The 21350-nt window shown below is 38.7% G+C and carries 19 protein-coding genes and 1 pseudogene; 18 read left to right on the forward strand and 2 right to left on the reverse strand.

Going from position 1 to position 21350, the window contains the following annotated elements; translation table 11 throughout:
* The first annotated feature begins 107 nt into the window (after positions 1-107).
* The 12 genes from AEQU1_RS04625 (at position 108) to AEQU1_RS04680 (ending at position 14672) form a co-directional block, all read left to right on the forward strand.
* Positions 108-782, forward strand: a complete 675-nt coding sequence (locus tag AEQU1_RS04625) for a response regulator transcription factor (protein WP_111879184.1) — start codon at positions 108-110, stop codon at positions 780-782.
* Positions 779-2047 (forward strand): HAMP domain-containing sensor histidine kinase, encoded by a 1269-nt coding sequence (locus AEQU1_RS04630; protein ID WP_181566712.1) that lies wholly within the window; start codon positions 779-781, stop codon positions 2045-2047. The genes AEQU1_RS04625 and AEQU1_RS04630 overlap by 4 nt, the downstream gene beginning before the upstream one ends.
* Positions 2048-2101: 54 nt before the next feature.
* Entirely contained in the window at positions 2102-2461 is a 360-nt protein-coding gene (locus tag AEQU1_RS04635; RefSeq protein WP_146743713.1) for a hypothetical protein, read from the forward strand.
* A gap of 116 nt (positions 2462-2577) precedes the next feature.
* The gene (locus AEQU1_RS04640) at positions 2578-3852 is read left to right on the forward strand and encodes a TolC family protein (RefSeq protein ID WP_111879189.1); all 1275 of its coding nucleotides are present in this window, start codon (positions 2578-2580) and stop codon (positions 3850-3852) included.
* Between the two features lie 10 nt (positions 3853-3862).
* Entirely contained in the window at positions 3863-4789 is a 927-nt protein-coding gene (locus AEQU1_RS04645; RefSeq protein ID WP_111879191.1) for an efflux RND transporter periplasmic adaptor subunit, read from the forward strand.
* 17 nt (positions 4790-4806) lie between these two features.
* A complete protein-coding gene (locus tag AEQU1_RS04650) occupies positions 4807-7914 on the forward strand; it encodes an efflux RND transporter permease subunit (RefSeq protein ID WP_258455130.1) in 3108 nt (1035 codons plus the stop codon).
* 128 nt (positions 7915-8042) lie between these two features.
* The gene (locus AEQU1_RS04655) at positions 8043-8894 is read left to right on the forward strand and encodes an RteC domain-containing protein (RefSeq protein WP_111879548.1); all 852 of its coding nucleotides are present in this window, start codon (positions 8043-8045) and stop codon (positions 8892-8894) included.
* A gap of 295 nt (positions 8895-9189) precedes the next feature.
* Complete coding sequence (locus tag AEQU1_RS04660; protein ID WP_111879195.1) at positions 9190-9474, forward strand: helix-turn-helix domain-containing protein; 285 nt, start codon at positions 9190-9192, stop codon at positions 9472-9474.
* A gap of 3 nt (positions 9475-9477) precedes the next feature.
* Positions 9478-10230, forward strand: coding sequence for a hypothetical protein (locus tag AEQU1_RS04665; RefSeq protein WP_111879197.1), 753 nt, complete (start codon positions 9478-9480; stop codon positions 10228-10230).
* Entirely contained in the window at positions 10214-10876 is a 663-nt protein-coding gene (locus tag AEQU1_RS04670) for an ATPase (RefSeq protein ID WP_111879198.1), read from the forward strand. The genes AEQU1_RS04665 and AEQU1_RS04670 overlap by 17 nt, the downstream gene beginning before the upstream one ends.
* A gap of 74 nt (positions 10877-10950) precedes the next feature.
* A complete protein-coding gene (locus tag AEQU1_RS04675) occupies positions 10951-13380 on the forward strand; it encodes a TonB-dependent receptor (RefSeq protein WP_111879200.1) in 2430 nt (809 codons plus the stop codon).
* Between the two features lie 2 nt (positions 13381-13382).
* On the forward strand, positions 13383-14672 hold the full coding sequence (locus AEQU1_RS04680; protein WP_111879201.1) for a PepSY domain-containing protein: 1290 nt from the start codon (positions 13383-13385) through the stop codon (positions 14670-14672).
* A gap of 135 nt (positions 14673-14807) precedes the next feature.
* On the opposite strand, the gene AEQU1_RS04685 is transcribed toward AEQU1_RS04680, so the two are convergent.
* Together AEQU1_RS04685 and AEQU1_RS04690 are read right to left on the reverse strand one after the other, a co-directional pair.
* Positions 14808-15341 (reverse strand): class I SAM-dependent methyltransferase, encoded by a 534-nt coding sequence (locus AEQU1_RS04685; RefSeq protein WP_258455131.1) that lies wholly within the window; start codon positions 15339-15341, stop codon positions 14808-14810.
* Between the two features lie 142 nt (positions 15342-15483).
* Positions 15484-16131, reverse strand: a complete 648-nt coding sequence (locus AEQU1_RS04690) for an N-acetylmuramoyl-L-alanine amidase (RefSeq protein WP_111879203.1) — start codon at positions 16129-16131, stop codon at positions 15484-15486.
* A 188-nt stretch (positions 16132-16319) separates the two neighbouring features.
* Between AEQU1_RS04690 and AEQU1_RS04695 the strand changes: the two genes are divergently transcribed.
* From AEQU1_RS04695 to AEQU1_RS04720, 6 genes and pseudogenes are all read left to right on the forward strand, one after another.
* Positions 16320-16607, forward strand: coding sequence for a hypothetical protein (locus AEQU1_RS04695; RefSeq protein ID WP_111879204.1), 288 nt, complete (start codon positions 16320-16322; stop codon positions 16605-16607).
* Positions 16607-16891: a hypothetical protein gene (locus tag AEQU1_RS04700; RefSeq protein WP_111879206.1), complete on the forward strand. Its 285-nt coding sequence runs from the start codon at positions 16607-16609 to the stop codon at positions 16889-16891. The genes AEQU1_RS04695 and AEQU1_RS04700 overlap by 1 nt, the downstream gene beginning before the upstream one ends.
* Positions 16878-19280, forward strand: a pseudogene (locus tag AEQU1_RS04705) (TraG family conjugative transposon ATPase). The gene AEQU1_RS04700 and the pseudogene AEQU1_RS04705 overlap by 14 nt, the downstream one beginning before the upstream one ends.
* A gap of 16 nt (positions 19281-19296) precedes the next feature.
* Positions 19297-19872 carry a conjugal transfer protein gene (locus tag AEQU1_RS04710; protein WP_408730898.1) on the forward strand — a complete coding sequence of 192 codons (576 nt, stop codon included), beginning with the start codon at positions 19297-19299 and terminating at the stop codon, positions 19870-19872.
* Positions 19873-19875: 3 nt separating this feature from the next.
* The gene (locus tag AEQU1_RS04715) at positions 19876-20718 is read left to right on the forward strand and encodes a hypothetical protein (protein WP_111879209.1); all 843 of its coding nucleotides are present in this window, start codon (positions 19876-19878) and stop codon (positions 20716-20718) included.
* Positions 20719-20729: 11 nt separating this feature from the next.
* Positions 20730-21344, forward strand: a complete 615-nt coding sequence (locus AEQU1_RS04720; RefSeq protein WP_111879211.1) for a conjugal transfer protein TraK — start codon at positions 20730-20732, stop codon at positions 21342-21344.
* Positions 21345-21350: the final 6 nt, after the last annotated feature.

The raw sequence follows: 21350 nt of genomic DNA on the forward strand, positions 1-21350 counted from the left end.
CAAAAATAGTATGTTCTTCAAAAAAATCATTAAATTGATTTACGTCAAAACAACCCCTATTGCGATCAAATAGTTAAAAAATCAAATTTCTCTGCTAACTTTGCAGGATGAAAATTTTGATAATCGAAGACGAAATAGCCCTTGCAGAAAGTATTACCGCTTATTTGAGCAAAGAAGGGTATCTGTGCGAAAATATAACCTCTTATTCAGAAGGCCTTTCTAAAATATTTGATTACAAATACGACTGTATCCTTCTGGATTTAATGCTACCGGGAGGAAATGGCCTTGAACTCCTTGAAGCGTTCAGAAGAGAAAATAAAAATGAGGGGGTTATTATTATTTCCGCCAAAGACCGGGTCGAGGACAAGATAAAAGGCTTGCAGCTTGGGGCAGATGACTACCTGTCCAAGCCTTTCCATCTTTCGGAACTCAGCGCACGTATTTATTCATTAATGCGCAGAAAAAATTTTGAAAATACAAACATTCTTCAGTATAATGAATTACAAATAAACTTAATGTCCAAGTCAGTACTCGTAGATAAAAAGTCCATAAAAATCACTAAAAAGGAGTACCAGCTTTTGCTTTTCCTTATCGGTAACAAAAATAGGGTCATTTCAAAAGGATCGATCGCAGAGCATTTATCTGGGGATATGGCCGATATGCTGGACAATCACGATTTTGTTTATACACATATAAATAATCTAAAAAAAAAGCTTTCCCGTGCTGGTGGTGAGGATTATATAAAAAGCATCTATGGAATGGGTTATAAATGGGAACTATGAGGAAACTTGCTACCAAAAGTCTGATCTATTATTCTCTTTTTGCCATATTGATGCTGGGTCTTGCGACTCCGTTATTTTTTTGGATAACGCAAAAATTGTATCTGGACGATGTTGACGAAGCTATTTTGCTTAGACAGAAAGAGTTTTTAACTGATGGCACTTACACCAAGCTGGAAGATAAAGATCTACAAAAGTGGAACGCCTTTAGTCGCGATATCAAGATATTGCCCGATACGGTAAACGTTGAAAAAGGTAAGATCATCCAGCAAGTCTTCTACGATAAATTTGCCGATGAATTTGAACCGTACCGGGTACTATACAGGGAGATTACGGTAGATGGGCATAGGGCCAACCTGATGATCCGTATCAACCTTGTTGAATCCGAAGACCTAATCCAGTCGATCTTGTTTATTGACGGCAGTATTGTCGTAATTCTTTTATTAGGTTTTGTTTTGTTAACCAAACTTATATCCGATAGACTATGGAAACCCTTCAACCAAACGCTGGAATACATCGCCAAATTTAATTTGGAAAAAGGGGGACAACCTGATTTCCCAACAACGAATACCTTGGAATTTGATAGGTTGAACAACAGTTTGAATAAACTCATCGGCCAAAACCTCAAAGCTTTTGAGCGTGAAAAGGAATTTACACAAAATGCCTCCCACGAATTGCAGACCCCTTTGGCGGTCATACAGTCCAAACTGGATCTTTTTCTGCAAAACAAGGATCTGACTGAAGAACAGGCCCATATTCTACAACATATGTACGATGCGATCTCTAGGCTTTACAGAATAAACAAAAACCTGCTCCTATTGGCCCAATTGGAGCACGACCAATTTTCGCAGAATGAAAAGCTCCAATTGGTAAGTATTATTCAGGATGTACTTCCCTATTTTAGAGAACAGGCCGAGGAAAAAAAATTGACCATCGACATACATTTTGACTACGATATAACTATCCAAACCAATAAGGGAATGTTTGAAATAATGTTGAATAACCTTTTCCTAAATGCCATTCGGCACAATGTAAAATTTGGACGCATCACTATTTCTTTGACCAAAGATCAATTAGTCGTTGCCAACTCAGGAAAAACGGAAGCCCTTGAAGCTGAAAAACTTTTTAAACGGTTTTCCAGAAGTACGGAACGTGCGGAAAGCTCAGGGCTTGGATTGGCAATTTCTAAAAAAATCGCCGATTTGAATGGTTTTATAATCAGTTATAGCTATCTAAAAAATGAACATAATTTTACGATAAGGTTCTAAAATTCAAATTTTCTTTAAAATTGAATCTCATATTTGTTGCTTAAAGATAAAACGATGAGATATTTTGCCCTTACCCTCAGTCTCTTTTTACTGATCGGTATATCCTGCCAAAATAAGAAGAATAGGGAAGCTCCTGAAAAAATAAAAGAAGCGTTCTTCAAGTTACATCCGAATGCCACCATTACCAAATGGAACGATGAACCCCCAATTTGGGAGGCCAAGTATAAGGATAGCAATGAAAAAGGGGCGGTTTCCCTCGACCCAAATGGTAAGGTTACGGAAACCGAACTGGTCATTAAGGAAAACCAGTTGGCAAACCCAAAAATAATCCAAGAGTATATAAAGACCCACTATTCCGGTGAAATTCCTGATCACTTTGAAAAAGACGCAAAACCGGACGGTGCTATAACCTAAGAAATCCAAATTACCGGAATGGAGCTCATATTTGACCACAATGGTAAGTTCGTAAAAGAAGAGCTCGATTGATCAAAGGCTTACTCCTTTCTCTATAAAATCCCATTACAAATTATATGAATAAATTTCCTATTGTACTATTTTTCCTATTGATAGCTAGTCAGCTTCAGGCACAGAAAACGCTTGATTATTATCTGGAAACAGCGAGGGTCAACAGCCCTCTGGCCAATGATAATAATAATAAGGCCAAAGTGAGCGAACTCGAAGCGGAGCGGCTTGCAGCAGTTTATAATAGACCAAAAATCGACCTGAACGGGAATTATCTTTTTGCCCCTATCATATCAACAGAAAATGGTAAAACCCGTTTTGAAGCAAATTCAAACGGTTCAAGCGATTATTATGGGTACGATCTCTCAAGTACTAATGGAGGGCTTTACCAGGGCCTCGCCACCTTAACGCAACCTTTGTTCAATGGCGGAAAAGCTTTTAAAAGACAAGCAGAGATTGTTGCGGAGGTCAACCGCAATACGGCACAACTCAATATTCACGATCTGGAAAAATTGGTTACCGACCAGTACATCCTCTGCCTTAAAGATAAAAACCAGATCGCCTTTGTCAATTCTATGCTAAAACTGATCGAAAATCAAAATAATCTGGTTAAAAAATTGGTCGATAATGCGTTGTTGAAACCCTCTGACCTATCCCTTATTAATATAGAACAAAAAAATTACGAAGGCTTAATCACTACCTTTAGGGCAGATTACAGAAGGGATCTTTTGGACTTAAATATCCTTTCAGGAATTAAGGATACCACATTGGTAGAAGTGGAAACTATTGACCTGAGCATTCCGCCTCGCGACACCAACAAAGCCTTTCTGCAGAAGTATCGACTGGACAGCCTAAACCTACTCGCCAATCAGGAGGTGTTCGAGTCCAAATACAAGCCACAGCTCAATTTTGTCGCAGATGCCGGGCTGAACACTACGTATGCCCCTAACATTCCCCATCGTTTCGGGGTAAGTGCCGGTCTGAATTTTACCTGGAACCTGTTTGACGGAAGCCAAAAATCAATCGTTCAAAACAAAACGAACATCCAATTGGAAACGGTTTCCTTTTATAAGGACAATTTCCTCAAAAAAAACGAGGTAAGAAAAAACAAGTTGTTGAACGAACTTAAATCCTATGATGATAGGATTGCTATTGCCAAAACCCAACTAGAGGAATATGACAACCTATTGGCCAATTTTAGAAAGGAAATCCTTTACGGACAGCTTTCCATTATTGATTACATAACGACATTAAAAAACAGGAATATGGTGGAACGGGATTATATCCTTCTAAAAACAAACCGCCTGCTACTGATCAATGCCTATAATTACTGGAACTGGTAAATAAACCCTTATGAAGAAACTATTTTTGATTTTAATGAGCTTTACGGCCCTTACCTCTTGTAAGGACACAGCTTCAAACGATGAAGAAACCACCGTTGCCCCAAAAACTGCCGTAGAGGTTACCCATATCCGTCAAGGTTCGGTTGAGGACAATCTGGAGCTCTTTGCCACGACCGTCTATCTCAAAAGAAATGTCGCGACCGCGCCCATTCCCTCCTATATTACAAAAGTGAACATCCGATTGGGTGATAGGGTCAGCAAAGGAAAGGTCTTATATGAATTGGAAAGCAAGGAACGCCGCGCCTTGGGCGAATCTATAAAACTGGATTCCTCCCTTGTAGGTTTTGGGCTGATCAAGGTAAGGGCACAGGTTTCCGGCATCGTTACCACGCTCGATAAGCAGCAACCCGGTGATTACGTGCTGGAAGGGGCAAAACTATGCACCATTGCCAAAAGTGGAGATATGGTTTTCCAGATCAACGTGCCCTACGAATATAACAGCTACATCAAACAAGGTAAAGAATTAAAGATTGTCCTCCCAAATGATTCCATCCGATTGGCCGAAATCACAACTACGCTGGCAGGAATGAGCGGCACCGCTCAAACCCAAAAAGTACTGGCAAAGCCCGTTAAACCCACTTTTCTGCCCGATAGTTTGATCGTGAAGGCACTTTTTAGCAAAAGCAAGGGGGGTCAAAAACAGATCGTTCCAAAACCTGCCCTTCAAAGCGATGAAATGATGAAGGATTTTTGGGTGATGAAACTTATTAATGACAGTACAGCGGTAAAAGTCCCGGTGACGGTGGGAAACAAAAACCAGAATGAGGTAGAAATCCTTAGCCCCTCCTTTAAGGAATCTGATCGCATCATTACAACCGGAGCATACGGTATGCAGGATTCGACTCTTGTAAAGATAACGGGTAAACAAGAAATGTAAATCTTTCAATGCGAAAAATGAAAAGGAAAAACTACTTTCAAATATTCTCAAAACCCATTATATTCATTGGGTTGCTCTTCTTAATGGCCGGTATATTCTCCTATACCAAAATGCAGACCAACCTCTTCCCCGAAGTTCTTTTTCCGCGTGTAACCATTATTGCCGATGCTGGCCAACTCCCCGTTGACCGTATGATGATTACCGTAACGAAACCTTTGGAAAGTGCGGTCAAAAAGGTAAGGGGTGTAAATGTGGTAAAATCAAACACCAGTAGGGGAAGTGCAACGATCAGCGTGTTCTTTGACTGGGGGCTTGATACCTATACCACAAAATTACAGATGGAGAGCCGTATCAATGAAATAAAGAACTACCTGCCACAAGGGCTTACTCTTTCGGTTGAGGCTATGAACCAGTCTCTTTTTCCGGTTTATGGTTTTACTTTGGAAAGTAAGCAGAACGGTTTGGTGGCCTTGCGCGACAAGGCCAAGCTGGTGGCGCGGCCTATTTTTTCACAAGTAAAAGGTATTTCAAATGTTGTCGTAAGGGGTGGCAGGGCAAAAGAGTACGTGATCATACCCGATGCCACCAAAATGTCGGCCGTGGGCGTTACTATAAACAGTTTTGTTACCGCATTTAACAACAATAATTTTGTAATGTCGAACGGCAATGTAGCAGACTATGACCGTTTGTACCTGACCCTGACCGATACCCGGGTCAAAGATATTGAAGAACTAAAGGATATCATCATCAAAAATGATGGTCAACGCATATTAAAAGTAAAGGATCTGGCAACCGTAGAGATACAGGAACAAAAGGAGTTTGTTAAGGTCAATGCAAATGGGAAAAGGGCGGTTTTGATAGATCTGGTAAAACAACCCGGTGTCAACCTTATTGACTTTGCAAAAAATGCCGATGAAAAGGCCAAGGAAATAAGAAAACTTTTGCCTGACGGCTATGAACTTAAACCCTATTATAATCAAAGTGCTTTTGTGGGGGACAGCATTGATAGTGTGATCAAGACCATTTACGAAGGCCTGTTTTTGGCCATCATTGTAATGATCTTATTTTTAAGGTCGTGGCGGGCAAGTTTGGTCGTAATGCTTACTATTCCTATAACAGTTACCTTAACGATCTTGGTGCTTTACCTATTCGGGATTACGATAAACGTGATGTCGTTGGGTGCGATCGCTGCTTCTATCGGGCTTATTATAGATGATGCCATTGTTATTATCGAACAGATTTACCGAACGCACGAAAATCATCCCGAAAAAGATCGTTTTACAGTTGTAAAAGAGTCCATACACTTTCTATTTCCTGCAATGATAGGGTCTTCTTTGGCCACTATCGTGATCCATTTCCCATTTGGGCTGATGAGCGGTTTGGCCGGGAGTTTCTTTAAGGAACTTTCGGACACGATGCAGATCACTATGGTCTGTTCATTCCTTGTTACCTGGCTATTGCTTCCGGTATTACATTTGATAATTGGTTACAAGAAATCTTTAAAACCCCATCACAACGATGAGGAAAAATCCATAAAAAAGCTGCGGTGGCTTACCTGGTTTTTCGATAAGCCAATCATAACGGTGGTTTTTATTTTACTCTTAGGAGGGTCGGCCTGGTTGGCGTCTGGGAGGCTGGAGACTGGTTTTCTCCCGTCCCTGGACGAAGGCACCATTGTTCTGGACTATTTTTCCCCACCAGGCACCAGCCTGGAGGAAACAGATCGTTTAAACCGACAAATGGAAGATATTATTTTAGCCAATCCCAATGTGGACACCTATTCGCGCAGGACTGGTATGCGTATGGCATTCAGTACCGTAACGCCCAACTACGGCGATTACCTGATACAGCTAAAAACCGACCGTACAAAGACCACGGAAGAGGTCATAGGTGAATTACGGGGAAAAATAACGGCATCCGTACCTGTAATGACCGTATCCTTTGGTCAGCGCATCGCCGATCTCTTGGGCGATTTGATGAGTACCTCAGAACCTATTGAAATAAAATTGTTCGGGGATAATTACAACATCCTTCAGCAAAAAGCTGAGGAAGCCGAAACTATTTTGAAAGGAATTTCTGGGCTTGCGGACATCAATAATGGTCTGATCACGGCGGGGCCCTCGCTGGTCTTTGTTCCCGATCAGGAAAAATTAAGTCAATATAAAATCCCGCTTTCAGATTTTCAAAAACAACTTACGGCCTACACGAGCGGAGTGCCTTTAGGACTAAATGCCGCCAACCAACCCACGCCCTCGCCGGCACAGGCAGCTATGACGGGTGGCTTGCAAATAGGGGAGCTACAGGATGGGGAACAAATGCGGAGGATATTGCTCAGGTTTACGGATTTTGATAAAAATGATGTAGAAAAACTTAAGGAACAATTGATTTTCCTTCCAGATGGAACTACCCGGCCGCTATCATTTTTCAGTAAAGTAGAGGTTGTTCCTGGAGAGATCGAACAAAAAAGGGAAGACCTTAAATCGGTCATTGGTCTTACTGCAAGACTCGATAATCGGGATCTGGGTAGTGCTGTTTCGGAAATCCAGCAAAAACTTAAAGAAAATCTGGCGCTGCCTAAGGGCTACAGTATCGTTTATGGGGGTGCCTATGCGGAACAACAACAGTCCTTTAATGAACTTTTGCTTATTCTGGCAATGGCATCGCTTTTTGTGTTTGCTGTGATCCTGTTCCTTTTTAAGGATTGGGGAATCGGCCTGATTCTGCTGTTTATTTCCGTAATGGGAATTTCGGGATGTATATTGGCCTTATTTCTTTTCGGTATACCGCTGAACGTAAGTAGTTATACGGGCGTTATAATGATTGTTGGAATCATTGCCGAGAACGGGATTTTTACCATTAACCAATTTAAACAAAACCTATTGGAGAATGAAGATATTGATCGAGCCATAAATTATGCAACCGTCCTTCGTCTCCGCCCTATACTAATGACTGCTTTGGGAGCTATTTTGGCATTGATGCCACTTGCCCTTGGTATTGGTCTAGGTGCACAGATGCAGCAACCTTTAGCAATTGCCGTAATCGGAGGGTTTGTTGTTGGCCTTCCGTTATTACTTTTTGCACTTCCCAGTTTGATAAGGGTGTTATATAATAGGAGGAAATCTTAAAAATCTTAACTCTTACCTAATGCTCCTACTAAAATCAATAAAAAATAAAGGAATTATTTACAAATTTTTAGGAGTTTCATTTCGGTTCTTCTTTGCTTTTCAGAAAAGCAGGATTAAAACATATAATATTGAAAATAAATTTTGTCAAAATAATAGATGATTACAAAAAAGAAATACGAACCATAGAGCAATCCAACCTCAATGATTTTAGTATCGTTGAAAAGGGAATCTCGATTTCCAGACAGTATCTACAGAAATTACGAGTATGCGTGAGGGAAAATGAGTTTGTCAATCCACAGGAAGAAATAACGTTTTTTAAAAATCACAAACCTTATGTTTATAGCCGTTTGAAGTTCTATGCCAAACTTTACAATTTTTTGATCAATAGACCTGCGGGAACTATTAAATCTCAGCAACTGTTCATAGATGGCGAAATTAAAAAACTACAAGAAAGCAATCGCCGCCATTTGGACTTTATCAAATATTACAGGGAGGGTTCTACAATTCTCGATAATTTTTATTTTTTGAGGGGGAAAGATAAAATTAGTTTGGTTTCCGACACCTCGCACTTTTATACTGATGCAGAATTTTCCACAAGCCACGATAATGCCGTTGCCAAAATTATGGCGTATGATCTTTTGGTCAATCACTATATTCAGGAATTGGACGATTTACGGGATTTATCTTATGGGAAATCACGGAAACTAAACACTTTGGCCAACGGAGACCAGCTGAGTTGGACTGCCTCAAAAACGGACTTAATCGAATTAATTTACGCATTACAAGCATCTGGCGCCATAAAAAGCGGTACAGCTGGCATCAAAGAGATGGCATCAGCTTGTGAAGACATCTTTGAACTTAAACTTGGAAATGTTTACAGAACTTTTCTAGAAATCAGGGAGCGAAAGATTGATCCAACCAAGTTTATTGACAGGCTAAAATCCACACTTTTACAAAGAATGGAAGAAACTGACGGTTAATTTGTGTCAATCCTGGAAATGTTAAATTTTATCCCAAGTTGGGTATGACTTGGGAAAAAACAAGATTAATTTTTTTTATGGCTGTTTGGTGTTGACAATTCAAAGAGGAACAACCAATTCAAACTAATTTAACTCATTGAAAATGAGTAAATAAAAACACCCAACTTGGGTGCTACTTGGGAGCAAAATCCAATAAATCATCCCAAATTTGTAGAACGAAAGTCAAATCCTGCGAGGGGCTATCAAATTAGTTTAGACTGAGGCGATAGCCCTTTTCTTTTAAAACCGTTCTATTATGCCGACATCTATAATTACTACAGACGACCTTCGAGATTTCAAAATGGAATTACTCGATGACATCAAGAAACTACTTACCAATCAGTCCAAGGGTAAGATGAAAAAATACCTCAAATCTTCCGAGGTTATGGAGTTACTTCAGGTAAGTCCGGGAACACTTCAAAATCTGCGTATTAATGGCACTTTACCTTATACCAAAGTTGGTGGAATCATCTACTATGATACCGAGGAAATTCAAAATGTAATGACCAAAAATCGTGTGCATCACGGTTTAAACTCTTAGGGGATGAACTATATAAAGCTACTTAATGCGGCTTTTGAAAAATTCTTTTTTGATGATCGCCTTAACCCTACACACATTAGCCTGTATATGGCGCTGTTCCAAGAATGGAACAGCAGCCGCTTTGCGGTCGAATTCTATGTGAACCGTAGAGATTTGATGCTTGCTTCAAAAATAGGCTCAAAATCTACCTACCACAGATGCGTGACCGACTTGGATTCGTGGGGTTACTTATGCTACTTTCCGTCCAATAATCCATACAAGGGCAGCAAAATCAAGATGTCCATTATAGGTACAAGTGATGAACCAGTTGTGGGACAGTACAGTCCCATACTGGAACAGGTTGCGGAACGGTACCGTCCCAATGATGTACCGATAACGGGACAGTACCATCCCATAGATGGACAAGTTGTGGACTCGCACCGTCCCGTGAGTGGACAAGCATTGGTATCTACTATAAACAATACTAAACAAGTAAACAATATAAAAAAACCAAAGGGCAGGCAGGCCGTTTTTATTTTTTTTGAAGAAAAAGGTTTTGATGCTGATGAAGGAAAAAAATTCTTTGAGTATTATGAAACTCGAAATTGGCAAACAAGCGATGGAAAGAAAATTCGAGATTGGCGCGCCTTAGCCGAAAACTGGATGGACAGAACCGAATTATTCGACGAGGAAAACAAATTAAATAAAAAACAAGTGTCCCAAATCAAGGACAACTTGCGAACCACTAAAAACAAAGACTATGGACAACCCCTCTAAAATTACCGAAGGTGGCGTGGAATATTCGCTGGGCAAATTTGATGGTAAAAGCATTCTCTACGACTTCCCAAAAATCTTGATTTATCTAAATGCCAAGGGCAAACTGTTGTTTGGGGAAAGGTTCAGGATTTATGATGAGGACAAAGATATTTTGTTGAAGCTCTGTTCTTACGTCATCAAGGATAGGGAAAATTGTGAAAAGTACGAAATCGACACCAACAAAGGCATTCTACTTTCTGGACCCGTAGGTTGTGGCAAGACCAGCTTAATGAAGTTATTGCGGCACATTGTACCAATGCAACGCCCTTACGAGATGATTCCGTGTAGGAACGTAACCTTCAGTTTCAATCATCTTGGTTTTAAAACCATAGAGGAATATGGAAATACCAAATTTTTCTGTTTTGATGATTTGGGTATCGAACCTGCCGGAAGGTTTTATGGCAAGGATTTAAACGTAATGGGCGAAGTGCTCTTATCTCGATATGAGCTTTATCTACAAACCAAACACAAGATTAAAACCCACGCCACCACTAACCTCAATGCTGAAGAGTTGGAAGAACGCTATGGAAACCGCGTTCGTAGCAGAATGCGAGAATTGTTTAATTTGATTGCCTTTGATAAGAAGGCAGGGGATAAAAGAAAATAAAATAAATTTTGTTATTTTTAATGAGTCTAAATAAAAATAATTTTTATATTTGGCAAAAATTAAATCATTGACCAATGAAAATCAACATAAGATTACTATTTACCGCACTTAGCTTATTTAGCTCTATTGCATATGCACAAACAACATTAAAGGGTACCGTCATAGATGAAAACGATGAGCCTCTTACGGGCGCTAATGTAATATTATCTCCAACAAAAGGTACTACTACAGATTTTGATGGAAACTATTCCATAACGAATATCATAGAAGGAAGTTATACTGTAAAGGTTTCCTTTCTTGGGTTTAAATCGCAAAGCAAGACCATTAAAATATCCGGTCAAGATACGATTACAGTAAATTTTTCACTTACTGAATCAAACCAACAGTTGCAAGCAGTTGAAATTACGGGAAGGCTTAAAAAGTCATACAAGAATGATGTGAGTTTTGCGGCAACAAAAACAGCTACAGCCATTAAGGATATCCCGCAGGCGGTCAGCTACGTTACGAAAGAGGTTTTTGCAGACCAGCAGGCATACACAATAAATGACATTGTAAAAAATATTAGCGGTGTCAGTCAATTTTCATATTATGACGATTTTGTGCTTAGAGGCTTTCGATCTGGAGACTTTTACATTAATGGACTTCGCGTTCTGGATTTATTTGGGCCGAATCAGCTTCTGGCGAATTTTGAAAGGGTAGAGGTTGTTAAAGGGCCTGCATCTGCAACGTTTGGCAACGCCAGTCCAGGTGGGATTATGAACAGGGTAACTAAAAAACCGTTGACTGAAGACCGAAAGGCCATTAATTTTACCTTGGGAAGTTTCAATACGTTGCGCACCACGGCAGATTTTACCGGGCCAATCAATGAAAAGAAAACATTGTTGTACCGGTTGAACCTTGCTTATGAAAACTCTGATAGTTTTAGAAATTTACAGGAATTTAAGTCCTATATGATTGCTCCTTCCATTTCTTTTTTGCCCAGTGATAAGACAAGTGTTAATTTTGATCTGGTCATCTCAAATTATGATGGAAAACTGGATCGTGGTCAACCTATTTTTGGTGCAACAGCTGGAACTGATTTAAATTCGACCCCTATTTCTTTTGCTATTGGGCAAACTAACGACTTTCAAAAAACAGATGTAGTGTACTCTACCTTGTCGCTCAACCATCAGTTTTCAGATAAATTATCATTCAATACCTCTTACATAAAATCTCTTATTGAAGAAGATTTACAAGAGCACGTGACTTCAAACCAATTTGCAATAGATGGTAACGGTGACCCTATTCCAACGTTGATGGGACTTAATTTCTCACAAAGACAGAAAAAGACAACAGCGGACAATATCACTTCTTATTTTGTATATAAAAATAATACGAAAAATTTAGACCATAAGATTGTGGTAGGATTTGACTATAACCAAGAAAAACAGCCCATAGGTAAAGCACAATCCAGAGCTCAAGGATATCTTTTACAGGGTGGAGGCACTTCAAGTAAACTTAGCGAACTGGATAACTTTTTGAGGGATGAGGATGGAAACCCAATACCTAATGTTCCTCACTTTGACTTAGAAAACCCTACTTACAGAATTGCCCGTACTAGTGATTATATTATTTCAGATAGAACTAGGAATGCTAGTAAATATTATACCTATGGGTTTTATATACAAGATCAGATAAATTGGAACAAATTTCAATTTCTCCTTGGAGGTAGACAAGAATATTATGTCGATATTGTTGATTATGAACAGCTTGATGAGAAAACCACAACTCAGAACAAGTTTTTGCCTCGTCTGGGCATCGTTTATTCAGCTACAAAAGATATTAACGTATATGGAACTTACACCGAAAGTTTTGAACCCCAACGCGCATCAAATATTAACAATCCCTTGGCAGGAGGCCCGTTTGATCCCGAAAGTGCTTTTATGATTGAAACAGGAGCTAAAGGCGAATTTTTCAATAACCGACTGGCAGCAAATATAGCTGTATATTATATCCAAAACAACAATATTTTAATTGATGCTAATAATGTGGAAAATCCCGACCTTTTAAGGCAGCGGGGACAGGAAGAGTCCAAAGGTTTTGAACTCGACATTAATGGCCGCATCCTCCCAAACTTTAGCCTTACCGCTAATTATGCTTATAATGAAACAATCATAAGTGAAAGTGATGTTGTTGAAGAGATTGGAAGGCAAAAAGAAAATGCTCCAAAGCACCAAGGAGGCTTTTTTGGAAAGTACACCTTTAACAGGGGACAACTTGATGGAATAGGATTATCCTTGGGAACCAACTTCGTAAGCGAGCGTAATACATTTGAGGAAACGCTGAAATTACCTTCCTATACGATTATGGATGCTGGGGTTTCTTACAATATTGATAAATTCAATATCAGATTTTTAATTAAAAATTTCTTTGATAAAACCCATTGGGTCGGTGGCTATCGTTATACACGTTTGTTTCCGGGCGCACCTAGAAATTACTTGCTAAGCGTGGGTTACACCTTTTAATAATGAAGATAAAAAAGAAAATTTTCTTTAAAATCCATAGTTGGATTGGTATGCAGTTGAGCATACTTTTTTTTATAGTATGCTTTTCAGGTACCTTGGCCACGCTCAGTCACGAGATGGACTGGCTCTTTATTCCTGAAAGCCGTGCTGTTCCGCAAAAGGAAATGGCTTCAAAAAATCAAATTGTTTCAAATTTCAGCAAAAAATATCCCAACGCAACCTTTAGCTATTGGGAACATTCGCGCGAACCCTATTTGTGCGATATTATTTCCAAACGGGAAAACAACCAAACAAGCTATGTATTCGCCAATCCATATACTGGAAAGATCCAAGGCGAGTCCCAGCTAACCTTCCAAAGGTTTTTTAGAGATCTGCATTATTATCTATTTTTTCCCTTTCAGCAAATAGGGAACTACGTGGTCTTGATATTCGGTTTTTTGTTGTTGATCTCTTTGTTAACAGCCCTGACTTTCTATAAAAAATGGTGGAAAAAATTATTCCAACTGAAAATAGGAAAAGGTAACCTTGTTTTTTTTAGAAGCCTGCACCGCCTGGTCGGCCTGTGGTCGATCCCTTTTATTTTATTGATTTCACTTACCGGAACCTGGTATTTTTTGGAACGGGCAAATGTGGCAGATATAAAACAAAATGGAAATACAGAACGGCCCGAGGTCTATTACACGCTGGCAGAAAAAGATTCCCTTAAAGAAATAAATGCAATTAATTTAGACTTTGATCGGGCGCTCAACGTTGCTAAAGAGACCATTCCCGAGTTGAAACCAGGTACGATGAGCGTAACAGAAAATTACCTTTATATAACCGGAAAGAGCGATGTACCTTTAGTGCGGGAGCGTGCCAACCGGATTTATCTCAACCCCATTAACTACAAGCCTATAAAAGTGCAGAACGCTGAAGATATTGGCACAGTTATGTATATCAATGATATCGCTGACCCACTGCACTTCGGGTATTGGGGCGGTCTGACCACAAAAATCATTTGGTTCTTTTTTGGTCTTGCAATTTCTTCTTTAATTCTTACAGGTATTTGGATTACGTTGAAGAGAAAAGCCATTAAACGCAAGGGCAACAAACAAAAAGTGATGGGGAAATGGCGATATGTTAATTGGGGGCTTTGCGCTGCGATAACGCTTTATATGTACTACATCATTATAAGCGGCTACCAAGCTTCTAATAGGGCAATAGCTGTTATAAGTATTGGATGGATCATTTTTATTGCCTTGGGTTATTATATTTTTGTCTATCGATTGAGTAAAGTCATTGAAAAGAATTGAACTGAATGTTAGTCAGGCTTACCACTAGAAGTAACAAATACAACTCCATAGTTGAAACTTTCGTCCACTTTAAAGTCAGATATTTTGGTTTGCAAATATTGATAGATCGGCCTGTCAACTTCGTCTTTTCCAAATCTATTTTACGAAATCGTCATTCAAACTTGGTTTTTCAAGATACCAGTCCAAAATCACAATTCTGCCCTTTGGTTTTGAGATTGAAATCATATTGTCGATTGTTTTCCGCCATTCGGGTAATCCAGACAAGCCTAGATTGCAAAAAATAGCGTCAACAACTGTAATTTGTTCATCCCGATAATCAAGCCAACTTTGGTCAATTTTAATAGCGTTGCTTAATTCTATTTCAATATTTGTCCAACCGTTTTTTTTTATTTTCTGTCTTGCCTTATCAAGCATTCCACTTGAAAGGTCTATTGCGATGATAAGTCCTGAATTGTTCAAATATTCATTAAAATATTTGAAGTTGACCCCTGTTCCGGAGGGGACATTTAATATGGTCTGTCCATTTTTGAGTTCCAGTGCCTTGATGGCATAGTTTCTGCCTTTTTTAAAATACCAGTTTGAGATGTAATCATAAATTACGGAAAGCTTATCGTAATACCGAATAGCTTTTTCTTGATTTTCTTTTGTTCCGTACATATGAGTTTGCATCCCACTTTTTTTCTAGTGGTAAGCTTGAGGTATAAAAATACTCATTTCTTATTTTTTAGGGCATAAATGTATCGTAGAACTTCTGACAAAAAAACTTTTAATACTTCTTTGATACTTTTAATTGTTTCGATGAATAAGTCTTTCATAATCGTGTATTTGAGTAGTTATAGATTCCCTTTAAAATAGCCATTGACATAGTCCTGATCTTTGAAGGTTGCGAAAAATAGCGCCCTTCATCTTCATTGGTAAGAAATCCAGCTTCTACTAAAACAGCTGGGCGGTAATCAACACTTTCCCGCAACACCTGAAAATTCGCAAACTTCACACCCCTACTCTCAAAACCCAATTGTTTTCTGAACGCAGCTTGCAATTGAAAAGCCAACCAAGCGGCTTTCTTTGAATATTTTGAAGTGGTATTGGCCACATAAACTTCAACACCTCGCGCATTTGGATTATCCGAATGATTACAATGCAACGAAATAAATACATCTGCTTTCAAAGCTTTGGACAATTTGCTTCTATCGGTTAACGAAATAAGCGTATCACTATATCTCGTCAAGTAAATATCCAATGGCGTTTCAGATTGTTTGTTTAAGCTAAAAATTTCCAAAGCAATATCGAGTACAACATCTTTTTCTTGAATTTTATTTATTCCGATGGCACCAGAATCTTTTCCACCGTGTCCGACGTCAATAATTATTCTTTTTTGCGTTGCAGTTTCCTGTCCTAAAATGATGCACATTTTTAGAAGCAAAAAGACAAAACTGACGTTTTTAAGCACTTTTTTCATTTTCAAATTTTGGGTTATTAACAATGCAACTTCCAAAAATCATAGAATTTGCTACCAATTAATAGCAACGGAAATCAAACAGTATTAAATAATATTTTATTCACAAATATTTGATTATCAGTTATTTATAAGCAAATATATGTAAATTTCCAATAACGAAAACAACATAAATTTTAAACTGTTCCGTTATGAAAAAATCAATCTATTTCGCAGTATCACTTTCACTTATCTCAACATCACTTTTTGCACAAATTGGTGGCATTGAAGATTCGGTGGATGATGTTTCCAACACCATCAGAACCATTTTTCCAATCATTTTGGGGGTCATTTTCCTTATTGGTTTCCTATTTAATGCAGGACACTTCTTTGGCGAGAATGCAGACTTAAAAAAAGGAATTACTAGAGTACTTGTATTCGTATTAATTGCAGGTGCTGTAGTTGGAATATTTACTTATTTAATTGGAATCGTAGTATAATGAAGCGGTTCGAGGTCTATAAAAACATCAGGAAACGGGCGGTCATTTTTGGGCTGCCTATTTCCCTGTTTGCTTTAATGATGGTTTCCATTCTTGCATCCCTATTAATCATCATTTTCTCTTTCAGCTTCGGAATGATTATAGGCATACTGGTTTTCAACGCTGCCTTATATGTTGGCTTAACTCGAATAACTCACAATCCACAACTTTTTCAGATGGCCAAGGCCTTCCCAAGAATCATCAGTAACAAAAGAAATTCAGGCTTCGATTATGAACAAGATTAACCTTTCGGCATATCAACCCATTGCAGATATTCAAGACAATATCGTCTTTGCCAACAATGGCAATGTAATCTTGTGCTATGAAGGGAATCTGCCTGAAATCTATTCCCTGTCCGAAAAAGATTTTGAGGATATGCACGGTGCTTGGTTTCAGGCTTTGAAATCTTTACCTGTTGGAACTGTAGTTCATAAACAGGATATCTACTTGAAGAAATCTTATTCTTCAGAACAGCTTGCAAATAAAACTTTCTTAGAAAAAGCCACACACGAACATTTTAAAGGTCGAGGACATATTGAGCACAAGTGTTATCTGTTCTTTATTCTGACCAAAAACAAAGCACTCAACAACTCGAAATTCGTCAATCCGTTCCGAAAAGTTTCAAAGGGAATCGTTCAGGAACTGGATGACAACATCAAGAGCTTCGCAAACTCTGTAAGCGATTCGGTTTCTTTCATAAATAATAGTCGAAAAATGGCATTTCTTCCGCTGAAAGCGGAACAGATTCAGCAGTTGACCAATGATTATTTCAATGGATTCAACGAAGGCTTTGACACCGACATTATACTAGATAAAAAAAGCGTCAATATTGGCTAAAACCATTTTGATGCCCTTGCCATCAATAGCGAACTGTGCTTTGGCGAAAGTGTACAGAGTAGCAAAACCAATGAGAAATTCACTTCTGACGATTTTGTGTTTCATCAAGGGTTTATTGATGGCCTAGGGCTTACGCTAAATGAGAATCACATTGTTAACCAAATCCTGTATTTGGATGATAAACAAAAGTGGCGCAAGCTGCTCGATAAGAAAATTGAGGAACTGAACAAAAGTTCCAATTTCGGTTCACAGAACAAAGTGGTACTTGGCAAAATTCAGCATATTCTAGACCAAATCAATGCAGATGATAATGCACGAATTGTGCGCGGTCATCTCAATATTGTCTATTGGTCGAAAGACGCTAAAGAGTTGGATAAGATTACCTCAAAGATTAAAACCGAATTCAAGGAACTGGATATTATTCCTTACTACCCAAGAGGCGAAGAACGCAAGAATTATATACTCAACAGTTACTGCTGCTTCTCTTCCAATTTCTCGAACAATGATTTGTACGTTACCGATTTAAAACACGCACTATGTCTTTTCATCAATAACACCAATTACAAATCTGATGCTACCGGAATCATCTTCAATGACCGTGAAAACAACATTCCAGTTTTAAAGGATGTTTGGGACGAGAAAAAGAAACGTATCAAAGCTCGGAATTTTGCCATCTTCGCCCCAACTGGCGAGGGCAAATCCTTTTTGGCCAACAATATTTTACGCCAATATTTTGAAAGTGGAGTTCGCTTGGTTATTATCGATTTGGGTGGCTCGTATACCAAATTCGCAAAACTCTATCCTGAACAGTACACCGTACTTCGCTACGAGAGTGGAAAGAATCTGGGTATCAACCCATTTTATATCAGCGATATAAATGACTTGATGCCGGAACGATTGGAAGATCTTTCAGTATTCCTTTTTGAACTGTTTGCTTCGGATTTGAAAGTGACCAAAGCACAATCGGTATCCGTCAAGAAAATACTGCGCCATTATTACGATAGCACTTGTGAGAATAATTCTTTGGAAGGTTTCTACAACTTCATCGAGAAGAATCAGGAAGATCTTCTGGATACCCTTAAAATCCATCCTGACTACTTCAATGTTACAAGCTTCCTTCACGTAATGTCGGAGTATGTTGGCGATGGTCTATATAGCTTCCTATTTGAAGTCAGCGAAGACCAGACCTATAAAATTGAGGACAAACGATTGATTGTCTTTGAATTGGATGAAGTCAAGGACAATAAGGAAATCCTTTCCGTAATGCTGAAGCTGATTAAGTCGGCCATTCAGCGAACGATCTGGAAGAACCGTGCGGAAAAAGGAATCATCCTTTTCGACGAGTTTGCAAAGCAACTGAAGTTTGATAACGTACTGGAAAGTGTGGAATTTTATTACCAAGCAATCCGTAAACAAAACGGTGCGATCGGCATTATCCTGCAATCCATCAATCAGCTTCCGAACAATTCAACATCCGCAAGCATACTGGAAAACACACAGGTCATTTACAGCCTGAACAACGAAAAGGGCTATGCTGAACTGGTCAAGCGGCTCAACCTATCCAGCCACGACCTGAACCAATTAAAATCAATCAAGAATAATCTTTCCGGCCCACGAAAGTATACCGAAATGTTCATCAAGATTGGAAAGGAAAGCAACATTTTCAGACTCGAAGTTCCGAAGGAAGTCTATGCAGCTTACTTGACCGATGGACAGGAAAACGAAGAAATAATGAAGTTCTACGAGCAACATCACGATATGCAAAAAGCAATAATTCAATTCACATCTAAAACATAATATTATGAAGACAAAAATGAAAACAATCTTGTTCGGGTCAATCCTTTCAGTTGCCCTTTTATTGCCTGGCGGTGCTACCGCCCAGGGAATGCCAACTTATGACAATACCAATTTTATCAGTTTGGTAAAACAACTTTTGGAATCAGGTAAACAGACTGCTCAAATGATTAAGTCTGTAAAATTCTTAAAAGATGCAAAAGAGAGTATAGAAAAGGTATCGAGCGTGGTACAACAGCTCAGAGCGGTTCAGGAAATTGCAGACAACAATCAACGACTTATCAATGTAATGCAAAACGACTTACAGGATATTTTAAACTCGCCTTACATCAAACCAAATGAAGTTACCAGAGTTGTAGAATCGTTCGATGCCATAATCCAGAACTCATTGGACACGGTAGATTTTATAGACGAAGTTCTATCCAGCGATTACTTAAAAATGAGTGATGCTGAACGTGCTGAAGTCCTAAAGCAGAAAGAAATGGAATCAAAGCAAATGGTGTCCAATATCAATACAAAAACCAAACGCTACAAGGATATTATTTCATTCAGAAAAATGCAGGATAAAGTAAATAATCGAGAAACAAACTATTAGAAAATGACCGCGACCATCATTTTAGGGATAGGACTGGAATATATCGATACCGTTTTCCAGACCATACAGAACAGCAGTTTCTCGCAATACACAATTGCAGGAATGAAAACGCTTGCTGTCCTGTTTTTTTTGGTCAATATTCTTAAAAAGTATAATGAAGGTGTTGTGGATAAGGACGGTTACACTTGGGGATTGAGTCCGGGCGAACTGGCGAAGAATTTTGCAATAGTTATTCTGGTCATTTTTTCGACACAAGTATTGGGCTTCTTCGATAGTATTTTGGTTTCCATTGAAGCGCAATATCGTGGTACAGCACCAGCGCTGTTGCCCTTACAGATGCAGGACATTCCCATTGAAGAAGACGTTAGTATCATTGAAGTGGCACAAGCAGCAATGACGCTCTTATATGAAGCTTTAATAACACCACTTTACGGTTTTAAAATATTTGCCTTCATTATTAGCCTCTTTCTTTGGATTTTGGATTTGTTCATCTACCCACTATTTCTTGCAGAACGCTATTTTTTATTAGGTATAATGCAAGCCTTTTTTCCATTGGTTATAAGTCTAGCAGTTTTTGAAAAATTCCGTTCACTCGCCTACACGTTTTTCAAATTGTACGCTGCGGTTTATATGCTTGTACCTGCATTCTTTTTGGTCAATGTATTTGTAAACGCACTATACACAGAAATAAACACAAATTTCTGGACGAATCTGTTTGGAACAGATGTGGGGCAAGGCTTTTTCGCACCAGTTATACAATTAGGTTCGGTAGGTTTTATTGTCTTCCTAAAATTCAAGCTATATAGACGTGCGACATCCTTCACACTAAGACTATTTACCAACTAATTTAAAAGAGAATGAAAACATCCTATAGAAATATTTACAACGTCTTAAAATTAAACCGATTTATCGTGTTGGCAGTTATTGTTTGTGCATTTATATCAAGCACCTTTTCCTTGTGGATGGCTTTCAGTACAAATCAAAAAGCACTTAATAGTGCGTTTGCGATTAATACTGATGGCAGCATTATTCCGCTGAAGCTCGTTACCCAAAAAGAGAATTTTAAGGTCGAAGCGCTGGCGCATTTAGATCTGTTCCACAACTACTTCTATAACATTGATGCCAGCAATTACAAACGCAATTTGGAAAAAGCACTTTGGCTCGGCAATAGTACAATTGATAACCTATACCGACAGAAAAAAGCTGATGGTGTTTATAATCGGCTATTACAATATTCATTGGTTCAAAAAGTCTTGAGCATCGATTCAAAAGTTATAGAAAATAAGAACTCTTATGGTTTTACAACTACCACCATATTTGAAATAAACAGAGGCTCTATTGTCGATACCTACGAACTAGTTTCAACCGGAAACCTAATTATGGTTGATCGCAACTTCCCAAACAATCCGCACGGATTATTGATTACCGATTACTTCGAGAACACTTTAAAAAAACTAAATGATGAAAGTTGAAAGCCC

It is taken from the genome of Aequorivita sp. CIP111184 (genome assembly GCF_900489465.1).
GTDB lineage: Bacteria > Bacteroidota > Bacteroidia > Flavobacteriales > Flavobacteriaceae > Aequorivita.

Excerpts from the sequence above, each read along its gene's own strand:
- AEQU1_RS04625 (WP_111879184.1), top strand. The coding sequence starts at position 108 with ATGAAAATTTTGATAATCGAAGACGAAATAGCCCTTGCAGAAAGTATT.
- AEQU1_RS04630 (WP_181566712.1), top strand. The coding sequence starts at position 779 with ATGAGGAAACTTGCTACCAAAAGTCTGATCTATTATTCTCTTTTTGCC.
- AEQU1_RS04635 (WP_146743713.1), top strand. The coding sequence starts at position 2,102 with ATGAGATATTTTGCCCTTACCCTCAGTCTCTTTTTACTGATCGGTATA.
- AEQU1_RS04640 (WP_111879189.1), top strand. The coding sequence starts at position 2,578 with ATGAATAAATTTCCTATTGTACTATTTTTCCTATTGATAGCTAGTCAG.
- AEQU1_RS04645 (WP_111879191.1), top strand. The coding sequence starts at position 3,863 with ATGAAGAAACTATTTTTGATTTTAATGAGCTTTACGGCCCTTACCTCT.
- AEQU1_RS04650 (WP_258455130.1), top strand. The coding sequence starts at position 4,807 with ATGAAAAGGAAAAACTACTTTCAAATATTCTCAAAACCCATTATATTC.
- AEQU1_RS04660 (WP_111879195.1), top strand. The coding sequence starts at position 9,190 with ATGCCGACATCTATAATTACTACAGACGACCTTCGAGATTTCAAAATG.
- AEQU1_RS04665 (WP_111879197.1), top strand. The coding sequence starts at position 9,478 with ATGAACTATATAAAGCTACTTAATGCGGCTTTTGAAAAATTCTTTTTT.
- AEQU1_RS04670 (WP_111879198.1), top strand. The coding sequence starts at position 10,214 with ATGGACAACCCCTCTAAAATTACCGAAGGTGGCGTGGAATATTCGCTG.
- AEQU1_RS04675 (WP_111879200.1), top strand. The coding sequence starts at position 10,951 with ATGAAAATCAACATAAGATTACTATTTACCGCACTTAGCTTATTTAGC.
- AEQU1_RS04680 (WP_111879201.1), top strand. The coding sequence starts at position 13,383 with ATGAAGATAAAAAAGAAAATTTTCTTTAAAATCCATAGTTGGATTGGT.
- AEQU1_RS04685 (WP_258455131.1), bottom strand. The coding sequence starts at position 15,341 with ATGCAAACTCATATGTACGGAACAAAAGAAAATCAAGAAAAAGCTATT.
- AEQU1_RS04690 (WP_111879203.1), bottom strand. The coding sequence starts at position 16,131 with ATGAAAAAAGTGCTTAAAAACGTCAGTTTTGTCTTTTTGCTTCTAAAA.
- AEQU1_RS04695 (WP_111879204.1), top strand. The coding sequence starts at position 16,320 with ATGAAAAAATCAATCTATTTCGCAGTATCACTTTCACTTATCTCAACA.
- AEQU1_RS04700 (WP_111879206.1), top strand. The coding sequence starts at position 16,607 with ATGAAGCGGTTCGAGGTCTATAAAAACATCAGGAAACGGGCGGTCATT.
- AEQU1_RS04710 (WP_408730898.1), top strand. The coding sequence starts at position 19,297 with ATGAAAACAATCTTGTTCGGGTCAATCCTTTCAGTTGCCCTTTTATTG.
- AEQU1_RS04715 (WP_111879209.1), top strand. The coding sequence starts at position 19,876 with ATGACCGCGACCATCATTTTAGGGATAGGACTGGAATATATCGATACC.
- AEQU1_RS04720 (WP_111879211.1), top strand. The coding sequence starts at position 20,730 with ATGAAAACATCCTATAGAAATATTTACAACGTCTTAAAATTAAACCGA.